The sequence below is a fragment of the Clostridium sp. AF15-41 genome, assembly GCF_003604095.1.
GTDB lineage: Bacteria > Bacillota > Clostridia > Lachnospirales > Lachnospiraceae > Coprococcus.
The window spans coordinates 1-15,555 of sequence record NZ_QTMQ01000002.1 but is presented as its reverse complement, the minus strand read 5'-3'; the positions used below and the strand labels follow the sequence as shown (position 1 = coordinate 15,555).

General features: G+C 39.6%; 19 protein-coding genes and 3 pseudogenes. 1 reads left to right on the top strand and 21 read right to left on the bottom strand.

Annotated elements, in window-relative coordinates:
• Window positions 1–125: 125 nt before the first annotated feature.
• From DWW43_RS01525 to DWW43_RS01470, 11 genes and pseudogenes are all read right to left on the bottom strand, one after another.
• Window positions 126–254: pseudogene (locus DWW43_RS01525) on the bottom strand (linear amide C-N hydrolase); the annotation flags it as partial.
• Between the two features lie 32 nt (window positions 255–286).
• Complete coding sequence (locus DWW43_RS01520; protein WP_117808618.1) at window positions 287–715, bottom strand: GNAT family N-acetyltransferase; 429 nt, start codon at window positions 713–715, stop codon at window positions 287–289.
• A gap of 384 nt (window positions 716–1,099) precedes the next feature.
• A complete protein-coding gene (locus DWW43_RS12245; RefSeq protein ID WP_226801022.1) occupies window positions 1,100–1,273 on the bottom strand; it encodes a hypothetical protein in 174 nt (57 codons plus the stop codon).
• A gap of 598 nt (window positions 1,274–1,871) precedes the next feature.
• The gene (locus tag DWW43_RS01505; RefSeq protein WP_044945872.1) at window positions 1,872–2,246 is read right to left on the bottom strand and encodes a desulfoferrodoxin family protein; all 375 of its coding nucleotides are present in this window, start codon (window positions 2,244–2,246) and stop codon (window positions 1,872–1,874) included.
• A 27-nt stretch (window positions 2,247–2,273) separates the two neighbouring features.
• A complete protein-coding gene (locus DWW43_RS01500; protein WP_119962529.1) occupies window positions 2,274–3,218 on the bottom strand; it encodes an L-lactate dehydrogenase in 945 nt (314 codons plus the stop codon).
• Between the two features lie 27 nt (window positions 3,219–3,245).
• A complete protein-coding gene (rbr, locus tag DWW43_RS12370) occupies window positions 3,246–4,427 on the bottom strand; it encodes a rubrerythrin (RefSeq protein WP_008402258.1) in 1,182 nt (393 codons plus the stop codon).
• Window positions 4,420–4,827: a transcriptional repressor gene (locus DWW43_RS01490; protein ID WP_008402256.1), complete on the bottom strand. Its 408-nt coding sequence runs from the start codon at window positions 4,825–4,827 to the stop codon at window positions 4,420–4,422. The genes rbr and DWW43_RS01490 overlap by 8 nt, the downstream gene beginning before the upstream one ends.
• A gap of 127 nt (window positions 4,828–4,954) precedes the next feature.
• On the bottom strand, window positions 4,955–5,704 hold the full coding sequence (gene yaaA, locus DWW43_RS01485) for a peroxide stress protein YaaA (RefSeq protein WP_008402255.1): 750 nt from the start codon (window positions 5,702–5,704) through the stop codon (window positions 4,955–4,957).
• On the bottom strand, window positions 5,704–6,159 hold the full coding sequence (gene bcp, locus DWW43_RS01480) for a thioredoxin-dependent thiol peroxidase (RefSeq protein WP_008402253.1): 456 nt from the start codon (window positions 6,157–6,159) through the stop codon (window positions 5,704–5,706). Before bcp ends, yaaA begins: the two co-directional genes overlap by 1 nt.
• A 3-nt stretch (window positions 6,160–6,162) precedes the next feature.
• A complete protein-coding gene (locus DWW43_RS01475) occupies window positions 6,163–6,372 on the bottom strand; it encodes a DUF6219 family protein (protein ID WP_008402252.1) in 210 nt (69 codons plus the stop codon).
• A gap of 188 nt (window positions 6,373–6,560) precedes the next feature.
• The gene (locus DWW43_RS01470) at window positions 6,561–7,334 is read right to left on the bottom strand and encodes a DUF134 domain-containing protein (RefSeq protein WP_008402250.1); all 774 of its coding nucleotides are present in this window, start codon (window positions 7,332–7,334) and stop codon (window positions 6,561–6,563) included.
• A 118-nt stretch (window positions 7,335–7,452) separates the two neighbouring features.
• On the opposite strand from DWW43_RS01470, the gene DWW43_RS01465 reads away from it, so the two are divergent.
• A complete protein-coding gene (locus DWW43_RS01465) occupies window positions 7,453–8,112 on the top strand; it encodes a Crp/Fnr family transcriptional regulator (protein ID WP_226801021.1) in 660 nt (219 codons plus the stop codon).
• A gap of 121 nt (window positions 8,113–8,233) precedes the next feature.
• Here the strand turns inward: DWW43_RS01465 and DWW43_RS01460 are convergent, their stop codons facing one another.
• The 10 genes and pseudogenes from DWW43_RS01460 to DWW43_RS01415 form a co-directional block, all read right to left on the bottom strand.
• Window positions 8,234–9,925, bottom strand: coding sequence for an FAD-dependent oxidoreductase (locus tag DWW43_RS01460; protein ID WP_008402248.1), 1,692 nt, complete (start codon window positions 9,923–9,925; stop codon window positions 8,234–8,236).
• A 1-nt stretch (window position 9,926) separates the two neighbouring features.
• A complete protein-coding gene (locus DWW43_RS01455; protein WP_117808620.1) occupies window positions 9,927–10,247 on the bottom strand; it encodes a rhodanese-like domain-containing protein in 321 nt (106 codons plus the stop codon).
• Between the two features lie 12 nt (window positions 10,248–10,259).
• Window positions 10,260–10,565: a thioredoxin gene (trxA, locus tag DWW43_RS01450; RefSeq protein WP_008402246.1), complete on the bottom strand. Its 306-nt coding sequence runs from the start codon at window positions 10,563–10,565 to the stop codon at window positions 10,260–10,262.
• A gap of 92 nt (window positions 10,566–10,657) precedes the next feature.
• A pseudogene (locus DWW43_RS01445) lies at window positions 10,658–10,876 on the bottom strand (SDR family oxidoreductase); the annotation flags it as partial.
• Entirely contained in the window at window positions 10,825–11,103 is a 279-nt protein-coding gene (locus DWW43_RS12230; protein ID WP_347475237.1) for a Maff2 family protein, read from the bottom strand. The gene DWW43_RS12230 and the pseudogene DWW43_RS01445, both read right to left, overlap by 52 nt.
• Before the next feature lie 237 nt (window positions 11,104–11,340).
• Window positions 11,341–12,243, bottom strand: a pseudogene (locus tag DWW43_RS01435) (TraM recognition domain-containing protein); the annotation flags it as partial.
• Between the two features lie 147 nt (window positions 12,244–12,390).
• Window positions 12,391–12,837, bottom strand: coding sequence for a hypothetical protein (locus DWW43_RS01430; RefSeq protein WP_226801020.1), 447 nt, complete (start codon window positions 12,835–12,837; stop codon window positions 12,391–12,393).
• 112 nt (window positions 12,838–12,949) lie between these two features.
• Window positions 12,950–13,114: a transposon-encoded TnpW family protein gene (locus DWW43_RS01425; protein WP_004853612.1), complete on the bottom strand. Its 165-nt coding sequence runs from the start codon at window positions 13,112–13,114 to the stop codon at window positions 12,950–12,952.
• A 266-nt stretch (window positions 13,115–13,380) separates the two neighbouring features.
• Window positions 13,381–14,604 (bottom strand): virulence-associated E family protein, encoded by a 1,224-nt coding sequence (locus tag DWW43_RS01420; RefSeq protein ID WP_119962648.1) that lies wholly within the window; start codon window positions 14,602–14,604, stop codon window positions 13,381–13,383.
• Between the two features lie 16 nt (window positions 14,605–14,620).
• Window positions 14,621–15,256, bottom strand: coding sequence for a CHC2 zinc finger domain-containing protein (locus DWW43_RS01415; RefSeq protein ID WP_008402222.1), 636 nt, complete (start codon window positions 15,254–15,256; stop codon window positions 14,621–14,623).
• Window positions 15,257–15,555: the final 299 nt, after the last annotated feature.

Below are 15,555 nucleotides of genomic sequence, written 5' to 3'. Positions count from 1 at the left end.
ATGCAGATAAAAACGCCAAGTTATTTCCTGGTATTTCCCGGGTCCCGGGGCAGCAGATACTTAGTTCTGCCAGTTGATGTTCTCCCCCTGCAGCAACGGATATCTGGCAAGTTCTGTGCCGTCCTGCCCATATATCTGAATTCAAACGGATAATTTCTCGGAGTCACGGTGATCTCATCGCCGTACGAGAATTCATAATCCAGCGTTCTTCCAAAATAGGAATCCTTTGTCTTATATGTCGCCGCTGTACACATATTTTGTCTTCTTTCCAATCTCCTCAGATAATTTATATCATCAGTTCAAAGCCATAACAGCTCTTTTCAAATCCATAGTGTTCGTAGAAGCCATGTGCCCCTGTCCGCGGAAGACCGGAATCAAGGGTGACGGCCTTGCACCCCCTCTGCTTTGCAAGCTCCTTTGCATGATCCAGGAGTGCCACACCATAGCCATTTCCGCGGTCCTTCTCTCTTGTTATAAGGCTTGACACATAGCATGTGAGTCCCGACATCCAGAATGTATTGAAATAGTCTCCATGGCACATGCCCCTGCAAACGCCTTCATCCCATAATAAAAACGCAAAGCTGCGTTCGTCATTTATGACGTCCATATATACTTTGCGTATTTCTTCCCTGTCATATGTATTATATGTCCATAATTTCTCTATAAAATCAAATACAATATCAAAATCCTCTGCTGCCGCTTTTCTGATCTCCATAATTATATTCTCCTTTCCCGCTGAGTTTCAGACCACTTAAACTGACTTTGCACCATCAACTAAATTACAACCAATGCTTACATTATAAAATATCAAAGTGATTATTAACAGACCGCCACCCATAAATTTATTATAAAATATCCCGGAAAATACTTAGGCAATACTTACATGACTTTTTGTCACATTTTCCTAATTTATTTAGTATAATGTAAATGTTTCGGGCTGACTTTGGTCACATTTATGACGCACAGCATATATCAAATAATATCGGGTGCTTTGCATTTGCCGGCACCTAAAATATGGAGAGAATCTTGACAGTGTTTCCACATCGTCCATATTTATCTCACTATTATTTACAAAGTCAGCCGACATAACCTCCTTGCCCTATCGGTTAAATCCCTTTAATGAGCCATGCGTTTCCTTATAATTCGACATTACCTTATCGACAACCTTGCCGAGCAATGTCTCCTTCTGTTCCTCGCTCATACCAGGATTCTGCTGTTCAGACCGCTTGCACGCATCTGCAATGGCAGTAATCAGATCTACGCTGACAGTCACAATCGCCTTTCCTGTCTAGAACGACTCCTGCGTCAATTCATCGACCATTGTTCTGTCCTCCTGTTATATATTTTCCTGCTGCTTCTGTCTGTGGGTGCTCTCACCCATAAGATACACATTTTAATGCACATCTCGTGTTCCTCCTTGATTTCCTCTATCTGAACTTCTGGACAAAATGTCCTAAAGTTACATTCATATCCATTGCCCAACGGGCACAAAAAAAGAGCATCTATGTTTCAATCACATAAATGCTCTAACGCTGTTGTTTATAATAATATGTAATATCGGTTGAAACTGCATTACTACTAGCTAGTATACCATAAACATACTGTTTTAGTAAGAAATGTCCTATTTCATCCATGTATGCATATTGTCAAGTGTATGTGTCATATTTTATATTCAAAATAAAAAAAGCTGCTACTCTCTAAAAAATAACAGCCTTTCTTACTATATCAGCCTTTTGGAATTTGACCATCGACATACAGAATGTGATTAACTAACCGCTATGTGAGATATTTTAAAGTTCCCATAATCTGTTCATCTTGATCTTCTACCTCATCATTGTGTTGTTCTGTAACCTTAATATGTATAAATGCTTTTAGCATTTCCATAATCCATGCAGGTTACAATATGCATATACTTCTTCTACCTGTTCACCATCGCAAAGACAAAAATCTGCTGCCGGCTCCTGCCCTGGATTTAACTGTTTTCTATATATTCCCTGGTTTGTATTTAATGTAATCCACTCAATGAAATGCTCTTCAAGCATTGGATGTTTTGTCTCTCCGACCACGACATGAACATGACTGCCTTCTATCGTATATACAGGTACATGCTTCTCGACAGCAGCATCTGTCACTCCGGCTTTTAATTCCTGCATAGGTTCTCCGCAACAAATTACAGGTACACCCTTATCCTTTACCTTTTCAACAATGTTTCCACAATGCTTACAAATATAATACCTTACTTCCATGACTTTTTCTCCTTCCATGTGTAAAATTTATAATTCAATTATCTCCATAATCTTTTTCAATGAATCTGCAGATTCCTTAAGCTTTAACGCTTCCTCGCCACTTAAATTAATAGGTATATCAGACTCAATACCATCTGCACCTACAATAGCTGGCATACTTAACGATACTCCGTCAATGTCATATACTCCATGAATCATGTGTGATACAGGAAGTATTGATTTTTCATCTCTCATAATCACTTCGCAGATTCTTTTTACAGACATTGCAATTCCATAATATGTAGCGTGCTTTTTGTTTATAATCTCATAAGCACTGTTCTTGACTTCTGTAGCTATTTCTGCCGTGTTTTCCTTGTGCTTATAATGTCCACGCATTTCACACATTTCACTTAATGGAACACCAGATACATTGGCTGATGACCATGCTACAACTTCGCTGTCTCCATGCTCACCTATTATAAATGCATGAACACTCCTGCTGTCCACAGATAAATGCTCACCAAGCTTATATCTTAATCTGGCACTATCTAACACAGTACCCGATCCAATAACCCTGTTTTCTGGAAGTCCTGATAACTTTATGGCTACCTGAGTCAGGATATCTACCGGATTCGCAACTACAAGCATGATACCTGCAAAATTTCTCTTTGCTATTTCAGGAATGATTGACTTAAATATTGCTACATTTTTATTTACGAGATCAAGCCTTGTCTCTCCCGGTTTCTGTCCCGCTCCGGCAGATATGACAACAATTGCAGCATCAGCCACATCATCATAATCTCCGGCATATATTTTCATCGGACTCGCAAATGGAATACCATGACTGATATCCATCGCTTCTCCTTCTGCCTTGTTCTTATCTGCATCGATAAGGACAATCTCTGTAAACAAGCCACTCTGCATCAGAGCAAATACCGATGCAGAACCAACAAAGCCACAGCCTATCATTACTGCTTTTTTTGAATTAATCACTTTCTTCTTCGTAATAATCTCATCTCCTTAATAATTCTCTTCATGTACTTCAAAATAGCTCTGTGGATGATTACATACCGGACATACTTCAGGTGCCTTAGTTCCTACCACAATATGTCCGCAGTTACGGCATTCCCATACCTTAACTTCGCTCTTTTCAAATACTTGTGCAGTTTCAATATTCTTAAGAAGTGCACGATATCTTTCCTCATGGTGCTTCTCAATCTCACCTACTGCCCTGAATTTTGCTGCAAGCTCAGGGAATCCTTCTTCCTCAGCTGTTTTAGCAAAGCCATTATACATATCTGTCCACTCATAATTTTCGCCTTCTGCCGCTGCCGCCAGGTTTTCCTTTGTATCACCAATTCCTGCTAATTCCTTGAACCACATCTTTGCATGTTCTTTCTCATTATCTGCAGTCTTTAAAAACAATGCTGACATCTGCTCGTAACCTTCCTTTTTCGCTACAGATGCAAAATAGGTATACTTATTTCTTGCCTGTGATTCCCCTGCAAATGCCTCCTGTAAATTCTTCTCTGTCTGTGTTCCTGCATATTTGTTTTCTGCCATCTCTTTTACCTCCGTTTTCTTTACTACTTTTTCAAAATCTGATGCCGGGTGCTTGCACAAAGGACATATAAAGTCATCCGGTAATTCCTCGCCTACATATTCATATCCGCAAATTCTGCAACGCCATATTGTCTGACCATCCTCTGTTTTTCCAACCTCCTGTGGCTTAGGCTTAATATTATTCTGATAATAATCATATGTTACTGAAGGAACATTGCTTAAAACTTCCATATCGGTTATCTCACCAATAAACATCGTATGTGAACCCAAGTCCTCTGTTTTAGTAACTGTCACAGAAATGTATGCATTTGTACCTTCTGTAATATAATAAATACCATTCGTGCCTCTGGCACACTGCTCAAATGTTTCAAACTTATTGGTATCTCTTCCTGATTGGAAGCCAAAATGTTTGAACAATTCAAATTGTGCCTTCTGACTTAAGACTGATACAGTAAATTTTCCGGTTCTTTGAATCATATCATGCGTATAATTTGACTTATTTACACAGATACTTAGCTGGTTTGGTTCCGAAGCTGCCTGAATAGCTGTATTAATGATGCATCCGTTATCTTTTTCTGCTTCTTTAGCGGTCAATATAAACAGTCCATAACTCAACTTATACATTGCTTTCCTATCCATGCTGTTCCTCCTTTACCTTCTCCCTGCATTTCGGGCAAATGCCTTTAAATGAAATATCGTAATCCACAAATTCAATTCCATGAGTGTTATGAATTCTTTCCAGCAAATCCGGTATTTGATCCATATCCACATCAAAAATTTCACCGCACTTTATACATCTTACATGGTAATGATTTTTCAATGTAAAATCAAATCGGTTCGGTCCATTCAAAACTTCAACCTTTCTTAATGCACCTTCCTCTACCAATATATCAAGATTTCTATATACAGTTCCTTTTCCAATTGATGGATATGCTTCTTTTATAAATTCATACACTTCATTTGCCGTAACGTGTCTTCTCATTTCGTATACGGTATTTCTTACGAGATCTTTTTGAATGGTATTTCTCCTTCTTGTCATTCATCCTCCTTATTGGGAATAATTCTTAATAAGGATTATATGCCACTATCATCCTGTTGTCAATAAAAATAGTAATAATTCTCATTATTATAAAAGCTGCCAAACTGAACATCTTTTACCTGAATAACTATTTTATTTTGCGTTCAAATACATATTCTGAATCTGAAGATAAATCAGACCTAAACGAGTATCCGAGTCTGTCAAATTTCTGAATCTCCACCAGATTTTCAATATTATTTTCCGCTATGAATCTGACCATTTCACCACGAGCCATCTTGGCATAGGTACCTTTTGTTACCAATTTATCTCCGGATAACTCACAAAATACAATCGTAATATATCTGTCCTGTGGTGTCAGATACTTTTCTATACATTTTGAGTATTCTTTTGATGCAAGATTAATGATAATCCTACTGTCATCGATTACTGAGCGGTATAACAATTCTCCCCAGTACTCATACAGATTTTTTGCATCTCCAATTCCAACCTTTGCCTGCATTTCAAGACGATAAGGAGTCACACCATCCATTGGTTTTAAAATGCCATAAAACGCAGACAAGATTCTTAAATGATTTTGCAAATACTCAAACTGCTGGATTTCAAACACAGATGGTGCCATATATTGAAATGCAATCCCTTCATATGCTAAAACAGCCGGAGTAAGCCCGTTATAAAGATTCATATTTTCCAATCTGTTAAAGTTCTGCTCTGCAATCTTGTCATTACATTTCCAGATAGCTTTCAGTTCTTCTTTTGATTTGCTTTTCATCCAGTTTAATACTTCTGCTGTCTTATCAATATAGACAGGCAGTCCAACCGGTGCTAAGTTATCGGTATCTACTATCATCTTTTTTGCAGGTGATAAAATAATCTTCATTATGCCAATTCCTTAAGCATATTTTCAGGATCATCTGCCGCCTTGACTTTATCATTTGCCTTTATAATGATTCCCTGCTCATCAATAAGATAAGTAGTTCTTACTACACCCATAGATACTTTTCCATAATTTTTCTTTTCTTTCCAGACATCATATGCTTCAATAACTTTACGATCCGGGTCTGCTAATAGCGTAAATGCCAGTCCGTATTTTTCTTCAAATCTCTTGTGAGACGCTACAGAGTCCTTGCTCACTCCGAGAATAACAGCTCCCTTCTCATTAAACTGTGGATAACGCTCAGAAAAGCCACATGCCTGCTTCGTACATCCTGGTGTATTATCCTTTGGATAAAAATATAGGATCACTTTTTTTCCTGCATAATCGCTTAATTTATGCATTTCTCCATTCTGATCCGGCAATTCAAAGTCCGGTGCTTTTTTTCCTACTTCTAACATATTTTATTCCTCCACTTCTTTCATTCCCATCTGTTTTCTTGTCCTCTTATTGCCAGAAATCATTTTATGACCAGAATAGACTGCCATAATCAAGCATATCAGAGAGCCAAATGCAAAGTATTTGTGTGCTGCTTTTAACCCTTTATATCCTGTATAAAAAGTTCCAACCATTGTAACTATTGCTCCGATTGACCAATATTTATGTGCTTTCATTTTATACCTCCAAATTGATTAAGCTGTTTCCAAAATAAATATCTCTGGATCATTAACAATATTGTACATTCCATCCATTACTTTCGACAAGTAGTGAAAGAAAAATAATCATTCCAAATACAAAAGGATGTATCACGATAATTCTGGCATTACCTTGACGCATCCTTTCGTGTTGTATTTTTTTCTTCTTAATGACAGCTATGGCTTCCGCATCCATGCTCACCACACGTATGTCCTTCCTCATGGTTGTGCTCATGGTGAGAACACTTCACATCCGAATTATAATCAAGCGTATCATTGATAAAAGCTTCTACTGCTTTATCCGCATCTCCTGAAACTCCGCCAAAAAGCTTAATACCCGCTGCCGCTAACGCAGTCTGAGCACCTCCTCCGATTCCGCCGCAGATCAAAACATCGGCATTTAATGCATTAAGAACTCCTGCCAATGCACCATGTCCGCTTCCATTCGTATCTACTACTTCTGAATGTAGCACTTTTCCTTCCTCTACATCGTAAATCTTAAATGTCTCTGTGTGTCCAAAGTGTTGGAAAATCTGTCCATTTTCATATGTTACTGCTATTCTCATGATACCTTCTCCTTTTTCTACTGCATATTTTTGATAAATCTCATGATTGTAACATCCTCCAAAGCTACAGTCGCTGCTCTGACCGTCACAGATTATGAAATCCCCACCCTCAATTTTAAGCGGATGTCCATCAATGAGAGCATCTGCTATTTTCTTTCTGGCAATCTCGTAAATCCGTTGGACCGTCGTTCTTGCGATCTGCATAGATTCCGCACACTGCTCCTGACTGTAACCTTTCTTGTCCAAAAGACGGATTGTCTCGTACTCATCTACCGTCAGAACAATGGGCATTTTTTTCTCAGTATCATCTGCCGGAAGGAATTCTAAAACATTTGGGAAATGGCAGACTTTTCTGCATTTTACTGGTCTCGGCATGAAATTGCTCCTTTCTCGCTTTTCTTATATAATAGTCCTATAAAGGGCATATGTCAATTATTCGATTGACGCATCTTAAAAAAGCAAGTATACTATGTTCATAAAGGAGATAACTATTATGAGCTTCGAAAATTATTTTCCACTATGGAATGACTTAAATACAGCACAGAAAAAACTAATTTCAGACAATTTGATCACACAGCATGTGAAAAAAGGAACAATCATTCACAACGGGAACATGGATTGTACCGGATTATTACTGGTTAAATCCGGGCAGCTTCGAACTTATATATTATCAGATGAAGGACGAGAGATTACACTCTACCGTCTGTTCGATATGGATATATGTCTTTTATCTGCCTCATGTATCATACGATCCATTCAATTTGAAGTAACCATTGAGGCAGAAAAAGATACTGATCTTTGGATCATCCCTGCTGAAATCTATAAGGGCATCATGAATGAATCTGCTCCTGTCGCAAACTATACCAATGAGTTAATGGCTACTCGTTTTTCTGATGTCATGTGGCTGATTGAACAAATCATGTGGAAGAGTTTGGATAAGCGTGTTGCTTCATTTCTTTTAGAAGAGACCTCTATCGAAGAAACAAATGAATTGAAAATCACTCACGAAACTATCGCCAACCATCTTGGTTCCCACAGGGAAGTTATCACTCGAATGCTTCGATACTTTCAAGGCGAGGGTCTCGTCAAACTCTCCCGGGGCAAAATCACAATCCTTGATCCAAAAAGACTGGAAACACTCCAAAGGTCATAAAACTGTTTTTCTGTAACATATAAAGAAGAATCCTCCATTTATCAGAATTATGAAAGTCATTCTAATAAATGGGGGATCTTTTTATGCTATAAGAAAATTATAAAAATATCGTGATTATTTTTTAATAATCCATACCACATGCATATGCCCTTTCAATCAGCGCACGGTCATTGACCACTGCATCATAGAATCGGAATCCGCCAGAGAAATTATACGTTTCATAACCGTTTCCTTCCAGAATACGGCTCGCAATATAACTGCGCAGACCACTCTGGCATATCAGATACACAGGCTTTCCTTTCTCAATTTCACTAATTCGTTCTCTCAGTTCATCTACAGGTATGTTTTTGAATCCATCTATATGCCCCCTGCTGAATTCACCTACAGTTCTCACATCTAGCAACTCCACATCTTTATCTTTAGAAATCTTGTCCATATCTTCCAAATGCCATTGCTTTAATGTCCCTTTTGCAATATTGTCTATCATAAATCCAGCCATGTTTACCGGATCCTTAGCAGAAGAATAAGGTGGTGCATATGCCAGATCCAGATCTTTCAACTGGGTTGCATTCAGCCCCGCATGAATTGCTGTTGCCAGCACATCAATACGTTTATCAACTCCTTCATATCCAATAATCTGAGCGCCAAGCAAACGATAGCTTTCTTTTTCAAAAACCACCTTCATGGTCATCACTTTTCCACCAGGATAGTAACCGGCATGACTCATAGGAGAAAGAATTACTGTATCTACCTCTAATCCTGACTTTTTGGCATTGGTTTCATTGATACCTGTAGTGGCTGCTATCATATCAAACACTTTTATAACGGAGCTTCCCTGACTGCCCAGGTAACGACTATCACCGCCACAAATATTATCAGCGATGATTCTGCCCTGTTTATTGGCCGGTCCTGCCAAAGAAATCAGCGCATCATTACCCGTAACATAATGTTTTACCTGAACTGCATCACCTGCAGCATAAATATCCGGTACAGAGGTTTCCATTCTGTCATTCACTACAATACTTTCCTTGATGCCAAGTTCCAGACCGGCTTCTTTTGCTAATACTGTGTCTGGTGTGACTCCGATTGCCAGAACTACCATATCAGCCTGAAGGGATGGATTATCTTTCAACAGAACCTCCACTCCGTTGTCATTTCCTTTAAATCCTTCTACTGTATAGCCCAGTATCAGTTTTATCCCATGCTTTCTCATTTCATTATGGATCATGGATGCCATATCCGGGTCAAAAGGGTTCATCAGCTGCTTAGGCCCCTGGACAATCGTAACATCCATGCCAAGCTCCCTCAAATTTTCTGCCAGTTCCAGACCAATAAAACCGCCACCTGCCAATACAGCCGATTTTGGATGATTCTTATTTATATATTCCTTTATCCGAAAAGTGTCTTCTACAGTACGAAGTGTAAAAAGTTTATCAATACCTACTCCGGGAAGTCTCGGCTGTGTAGGCTTTGCACCTGGAGATAGGATTAGCTTATCATAGTTTTCTTCAAATATTTCACCGTTTTCTAAATTCTTCACTGAAACAGTTTTACATTCGGGATGTATTGAGATAACTTCATGATGAATTTTCATGTTAATACGGAAGCGTTTAAAAAAACTCTCTGGTGTCTGTAGTGTAAGTGCTTCCGGATCTGTAATCACGTCTCCAATATAATATGGAAGCCCACAATTCGCATAGGATATGTATCCGGATCTTTCATACACAGTAATTTCTGCATGTTCATCCAGTCTGCGTATTCTTGCTGCGGCTGTAGCTCCTCCTGCTACACCTCCTACGATTATTACCTTCATCTTATTTTTCCACCTTTCCTGAGTAAGCTGCAATGCCACCGATATTATTTACTTTAGAATATCCCATTCGTTGCAACATCCCAGTTGCCTGACGGCTCCGGGAACCGGAATAACAGTATACAAACAGAGGGATATCCTTATTCTTCGCTACAGAAACAATATTGTCTAGTTGCTGCAACGGCACATTTTTACTTTCTGGTATATGTCCTTCCTGATATTCCTGCGGAGTACGGACATCCAGCAGAACTGCACCAGCAGTCCTTTTATATTCTTCTATGCCTTGATTAATATTCGACTGTTTAAAGAAATTAAAAAATCCCATTAGCACACCTCTCTAAAGCATTTCTAAAATCGCATTCTTAGATCTCGCCCCTGAAACCTGCTGTACAATCTTCCCATTCTTCATAACCACTAAAGTCGGAATGCTCATAATACTGAACTTATTTGCCAGTTCAGGCTCTTCATCTACATTAATCTTTCCAACTTTAATATCCCTACGCTCACCTGCAATCTCCTCTACAATAGGTACTACCATACGGCAAGGCGCACACCAAGATGCCCAAAAATCTAAAAGAACGGTTTTATCGGAATTCAGTACTTCGTTCTCAAAATTATTTTTATTGATATTAATAGCAGACATTTTACAGTCCTCCTTATCTTTTTCTTTTTGTAGCTTTATTATAGTCTTAATTTCATTTGTTTTCCGTGATTACATCACCATACAACATTAAATTAACTTCTTGCCATACCATCTACACTTAATATAACACCTGTAATGTAACTCGCCTCATCTGAAGCAAGAAACACAAACGCATTGGCAATATCTTCTGGCTGTCCAAGACGACGCAATGGAATTCTTTCAATCATAGGTTCGATAACTTCCTTTGGCACAGCTTTCATCATATCAGTTTCTGTAATCCCAGGTGCAACAGCATTAACACGAATACCTTTGCTGGGATAAGGTCCTTAAGTTTTGGTACAAGAAGCGCACCAATCAGCATAACACCGGCACCCGCCATAAACTGCTTCATGCCCTGTGACTTTGCACCCGGGTTATCATTACCATAACCTTCAAGCAGATTTACAACGCCAAGAACTGCAAGACCACCGCCTACTGCAATGATAACGACCTTGAGTGCTGATACACCGCTTGTAAGGAACGATGTATAGTCAAGCAGGATAAGCAGGTTTGCAAGCAGCTTGTGTGAAGCAAAAAATGACGCAACACTTGAAAGTAAGTTAGAGCCTGACATGGCAGTCATGGCATAATTCATAAGTAAATTCATAATAAATAATCTCCTTTTAATCTCTTATTTTTCGACCCTCCGTGATATAATAAGAGCGGTCTATTGTGGTGATAGATCAGGAGCAGCGGCAAATACACACATGAAGGATTCTCCCCTCATTTATTCTTTTTACTGTAAAGCCGCTGCTTCGTTTTGCTCTGCTTTCTTCATCATCCCGGCTTCCTCTATGGCAAAGTTCACCAGATCATCCGGATACTTCACTCCGGTAAGGTCAAGTTCTATGAACTTATCCTTCTTGGAAAACTTCGGTCTGCCATATTCGGAAACATATTTCTCAATATCAAATTGATTTTTCTTGTCAAAATCCGAAAGCTCTTTGTACATCTCGTGTGCGGTTATATCAACCTTATCTGAAAAGAACGGTCTTACTCCACGCACCTGCAATATACATTTGCCGCCATCCATAAGAGCCAGGCGGTCTTGGCTCATAAGCTCTCGTCCAAGTTTCTGATAGTTCAGACCATAGGACTGAGATGTTCCTCTGGTATCAGATGTGTTGTATGTGTCAATAGTTTCCTTACCCAGCACTTCCGACAGATCTTTTAATGTTGACTTTTCCTTGCCACCTAAAAACAGAAATGTATCGCAGTTACCCTCGATCGTCTCTGCGTTATCCTTATAAATTGACTTTAACTGTGCCTTAGACTGTAGGATAATGGAAGCCGATATCTCTCTGCTTCGTATGGTTGCAATCAGCTTGTCAAACTTCGGAATCTGTCCGATGTTTGTGAACTCGTCTAAGATACACCTAACATGTACCGGGAGCTTTCCATGGTATTCATCGTCTGCAATCGTACAGAGCAGATTGAAAAGCTGTGTGTACATGATTGATACCAAAAAATTAAGGGAATCATCTGTATCCGAAATAATGACAAACAATGCTGTCTTTCTTCTACCGATGTCCCCTAAGTCGAGTTCATCATATGCTGTTATCTCCCTGACTTCCTTGATGTCAAATGGTGCAAGTCTCGCACCACAGGAAACCAGAATACTCTTGGCTGTCTTACCTGAAACAAAATGTCAAAGACTTTTTAGTACCCATACATTTCATTGCATGAAAAAAGCCACTGTAGATTTCTCCACAATGGCTATAAAGTCATTTTTATTCACTTTTGATTTTCGGCAACCTCATGCCCAAACTGGAATAGGTTTGACACTTTATTCGGGACTGAACTCCTTATCGGTAATGACATAATGAAATTCATCTGCACCAAAGGTATCTTTGTCCAGATCTGTAATAGTAAATGTAGTTCCATCAAATTTCATATAGCCGCTGGTGCCGTCAACAACAACGCCATCTTTTACAATGTCCAGATAAACAATTCTATCGATGCTATTCAACTCATAGGCCTGCCAACCGTCCACACCCTGAAAATAGGCTGTAACATTGGCAAACGGTTCATCGTTTTCCTTCTTGCAGACAAGATAACTGGCACTGTCCTCCGATACCCAGGTGGCAGTCATTCCCCAAGGACCTTCCGTTGATACATATCTCCCAAATTTATGGTCGTTGGTACGGTTAATTATGAGTCCTACAAAAGAACCAACAACGAGTACAAGAATAAGCACAACGACACCAACAATGATTTTTACATTCTTCCTCATGATAAATTCCCCCTTCCATAAATTCATCTGTTAAGAATATTCTTATTTTTCGCTCTTATTGAACATACTAATTATACCACAATATATGCAAGTTTTCCATATGCTTTTCTACCTATGCCGTATGCTGATTTGCCCTAACATCATTCTCAATCAGCCTCTTTATCTTGTCCTTCATGCTTTCTTCGGCATCCTCATTGAAATGCACTCTCACAACATACATTGTGCCACCTATCTGCTTTCTGAGTGCTACCGGTGTGTGTGATTTTCTATTCTCCATTTGTGTTCTCCTTTATGTCTGCCTGGTAAGGAAGAGCCTCTTTCAGCTGACAACCGGAAGCTGACAACCGACCTCTAAAAACTCTCAATTCCTTTTATTTATAGTTACTTTTCCTAAATTTACTTTTTCTCAAATATTCCGTTGCTTTCGTTGTCAGAACTATATATATCCCTTAAAAACATAGTAAATATAAGGTTTTATAGAACATAGAACCGACAACGGGGTTGGCAACGGGATAGACAACCAGCCGACAACCTATCAGGCATTTATCTCTCCATCCACTCCGGTGGCAATGATAACTGCTCCATCTGCTCCTTGGTTATCGGTTGAAAATCCTGACCTCTGTTGTCAGGCTTCTCCCATCCTTTCTGCCTGCGGTATGGTTCAGGAAAATGTCTTGGATTACTAAAGGCAATCCAATCACTGCAGTTATTCATAATGTCATTAATCTCACGAATTTCCCATTGTGCCGGATTTCCGTCATTTCCCAATGCCTCAGAATATAACTGCCTTGAACATACCATGCTTCCCTCGTAATGCTCCAAATAGTCAAGAATCAGCTCTTTCTTGGTATCTTCCTGCATAAACTGCTTCTGATACTCACAAAGCTCTTTTTCCATCTCTTTCGGAAGCCTCAGCTGGCATTTGCCACTCCTGTAGATTTCCATAGCCTCTGCCCACATCTGGTCGATATATTCCCTTGATGTCTTTTCATCATCGAGTATATGAGTTTCCGCCTCTTCCATATTGCAAAGAATAGGCAGAAATCTTCGGTTTCCCGACCTGTCCATAGGCAGGAAATCCAGCGAATTTGATGAACCGGCAAACACGCACTGCCTCTTGTGGTCTTTGGGATGCCTGTCGTATGGGGTCTTGTAAGTGTCTTTCTGTCTGCTCATAAAGGACTTGGTATCTTCCACATTCTTGGCATTGAGAATTGCCACCATTTCAGGGAACTCTATAATCAGATGCCCCTGTATTTTTCGGTATACATTATCATCATCCATTTTCTTCAAGTCATCCGTAAACCAGTCATCTTCCATGACAAGGAAACGCAGAAAAGTGGATTTACCGGCTCCCTGACCACCTACCAGGCAGAGCATTACTTCAAACTTGATGCCCGGGCATGAAATTCTTGCTATCGTCCCTATCATAAAAAGCTTCATTACCTCATAGGTGTACTCACTGACCTCTGCCCCTAAGAAATGATGCAGTGCATAGCGTATCCTCTCCCTGCCATCCCATGTTATGGAATTGATGCGGTCAAGAACCGGATGGTATCTGTTTTCATTTGCCACGACCTTTATCACATCCTCAATCCGCTTTTCGTTGGATAATCCATAATGCTTTTCAAGGTAGACAACAAGGAATTTCAAATCAACATCCGTCAGGCTGTCGCTTTCACGATACCATCCCAAATCCCTTGTAATGTCGATTTTATCCGTAAACATGTTCAGACGGAATGCACCCTGCAGATTAGGGTCATTCATCAAAATCAGACGATAGTTACCGACTGTTTTCCTGACTTCTCCCTTTTCTGTGCTCTCCAGCATCGCCCTGACTTCTCCGATACTCTTCAATTCTTCCTGCAATCGACTTCACCCCCTTTCCAATGTCAGAAACAACAGAAGCTCTGTCAGGGATATCCTTTTCAAGGAGAGTATCAAGCTGATATTCCACTTTACTGATATTCTGCAGAGCTTCTACAAAGCAGGGATGCCATTCCTCATCCATGCTCTTCAGTGCATATTCTGTTTTCCATTTCCTTAACAGATGATAATAGTCTGACAGAACACAAAAACACTGCTTCTGCTCTTCATCCAGTATCTGCTCCGGTGTTTTCTTTGGTGCCATCTTTTTCGGTGGTGCCCGGTTGGTTGCGTCATAATTCAGTCCAAAGTCAGATGCAATCTTCATTGCAGCTTCCTTTGGTGCAAGCCCGAAATATTTTGCCACAAAATCTATCGCATCTCCGGTATCTCCACAGCCGAAACAATAGTATCTCTTATCAATCTTCATGCTGGGAGTCTTGTCTTTATGAAACGGACAACAAGCCAGCCCACTCCGGTTGATTTTGATGCCATACTGCATAGCCACCTGCCTTGCAGTGACATTTTCTTTCACTACTGCAAATACATTCATGCTTATCCCAATTCCTCTCCCCTTGCTTTTTTGTGCTTTCTGTCATGTGTGGGTGGTCTTACCCACGGAATACCATTTTTGCTATACATCAGGTGTCCTCCTTCATTTTTATTTGAACTTCTGGACAACTTGTCCAAAAGCTGCTTTCCTGTTCTTTATCCATAAATGCACAAAAAAGAGCATTCATGCTTTTTACACATAAATGCTCTGACGCTGTTTTATTATAAAATTGTCTTATCTGTTGTTCCCTACAAACTGGAATTTGACTAATTATTGTGTTTTAATGATTCTATAAACTA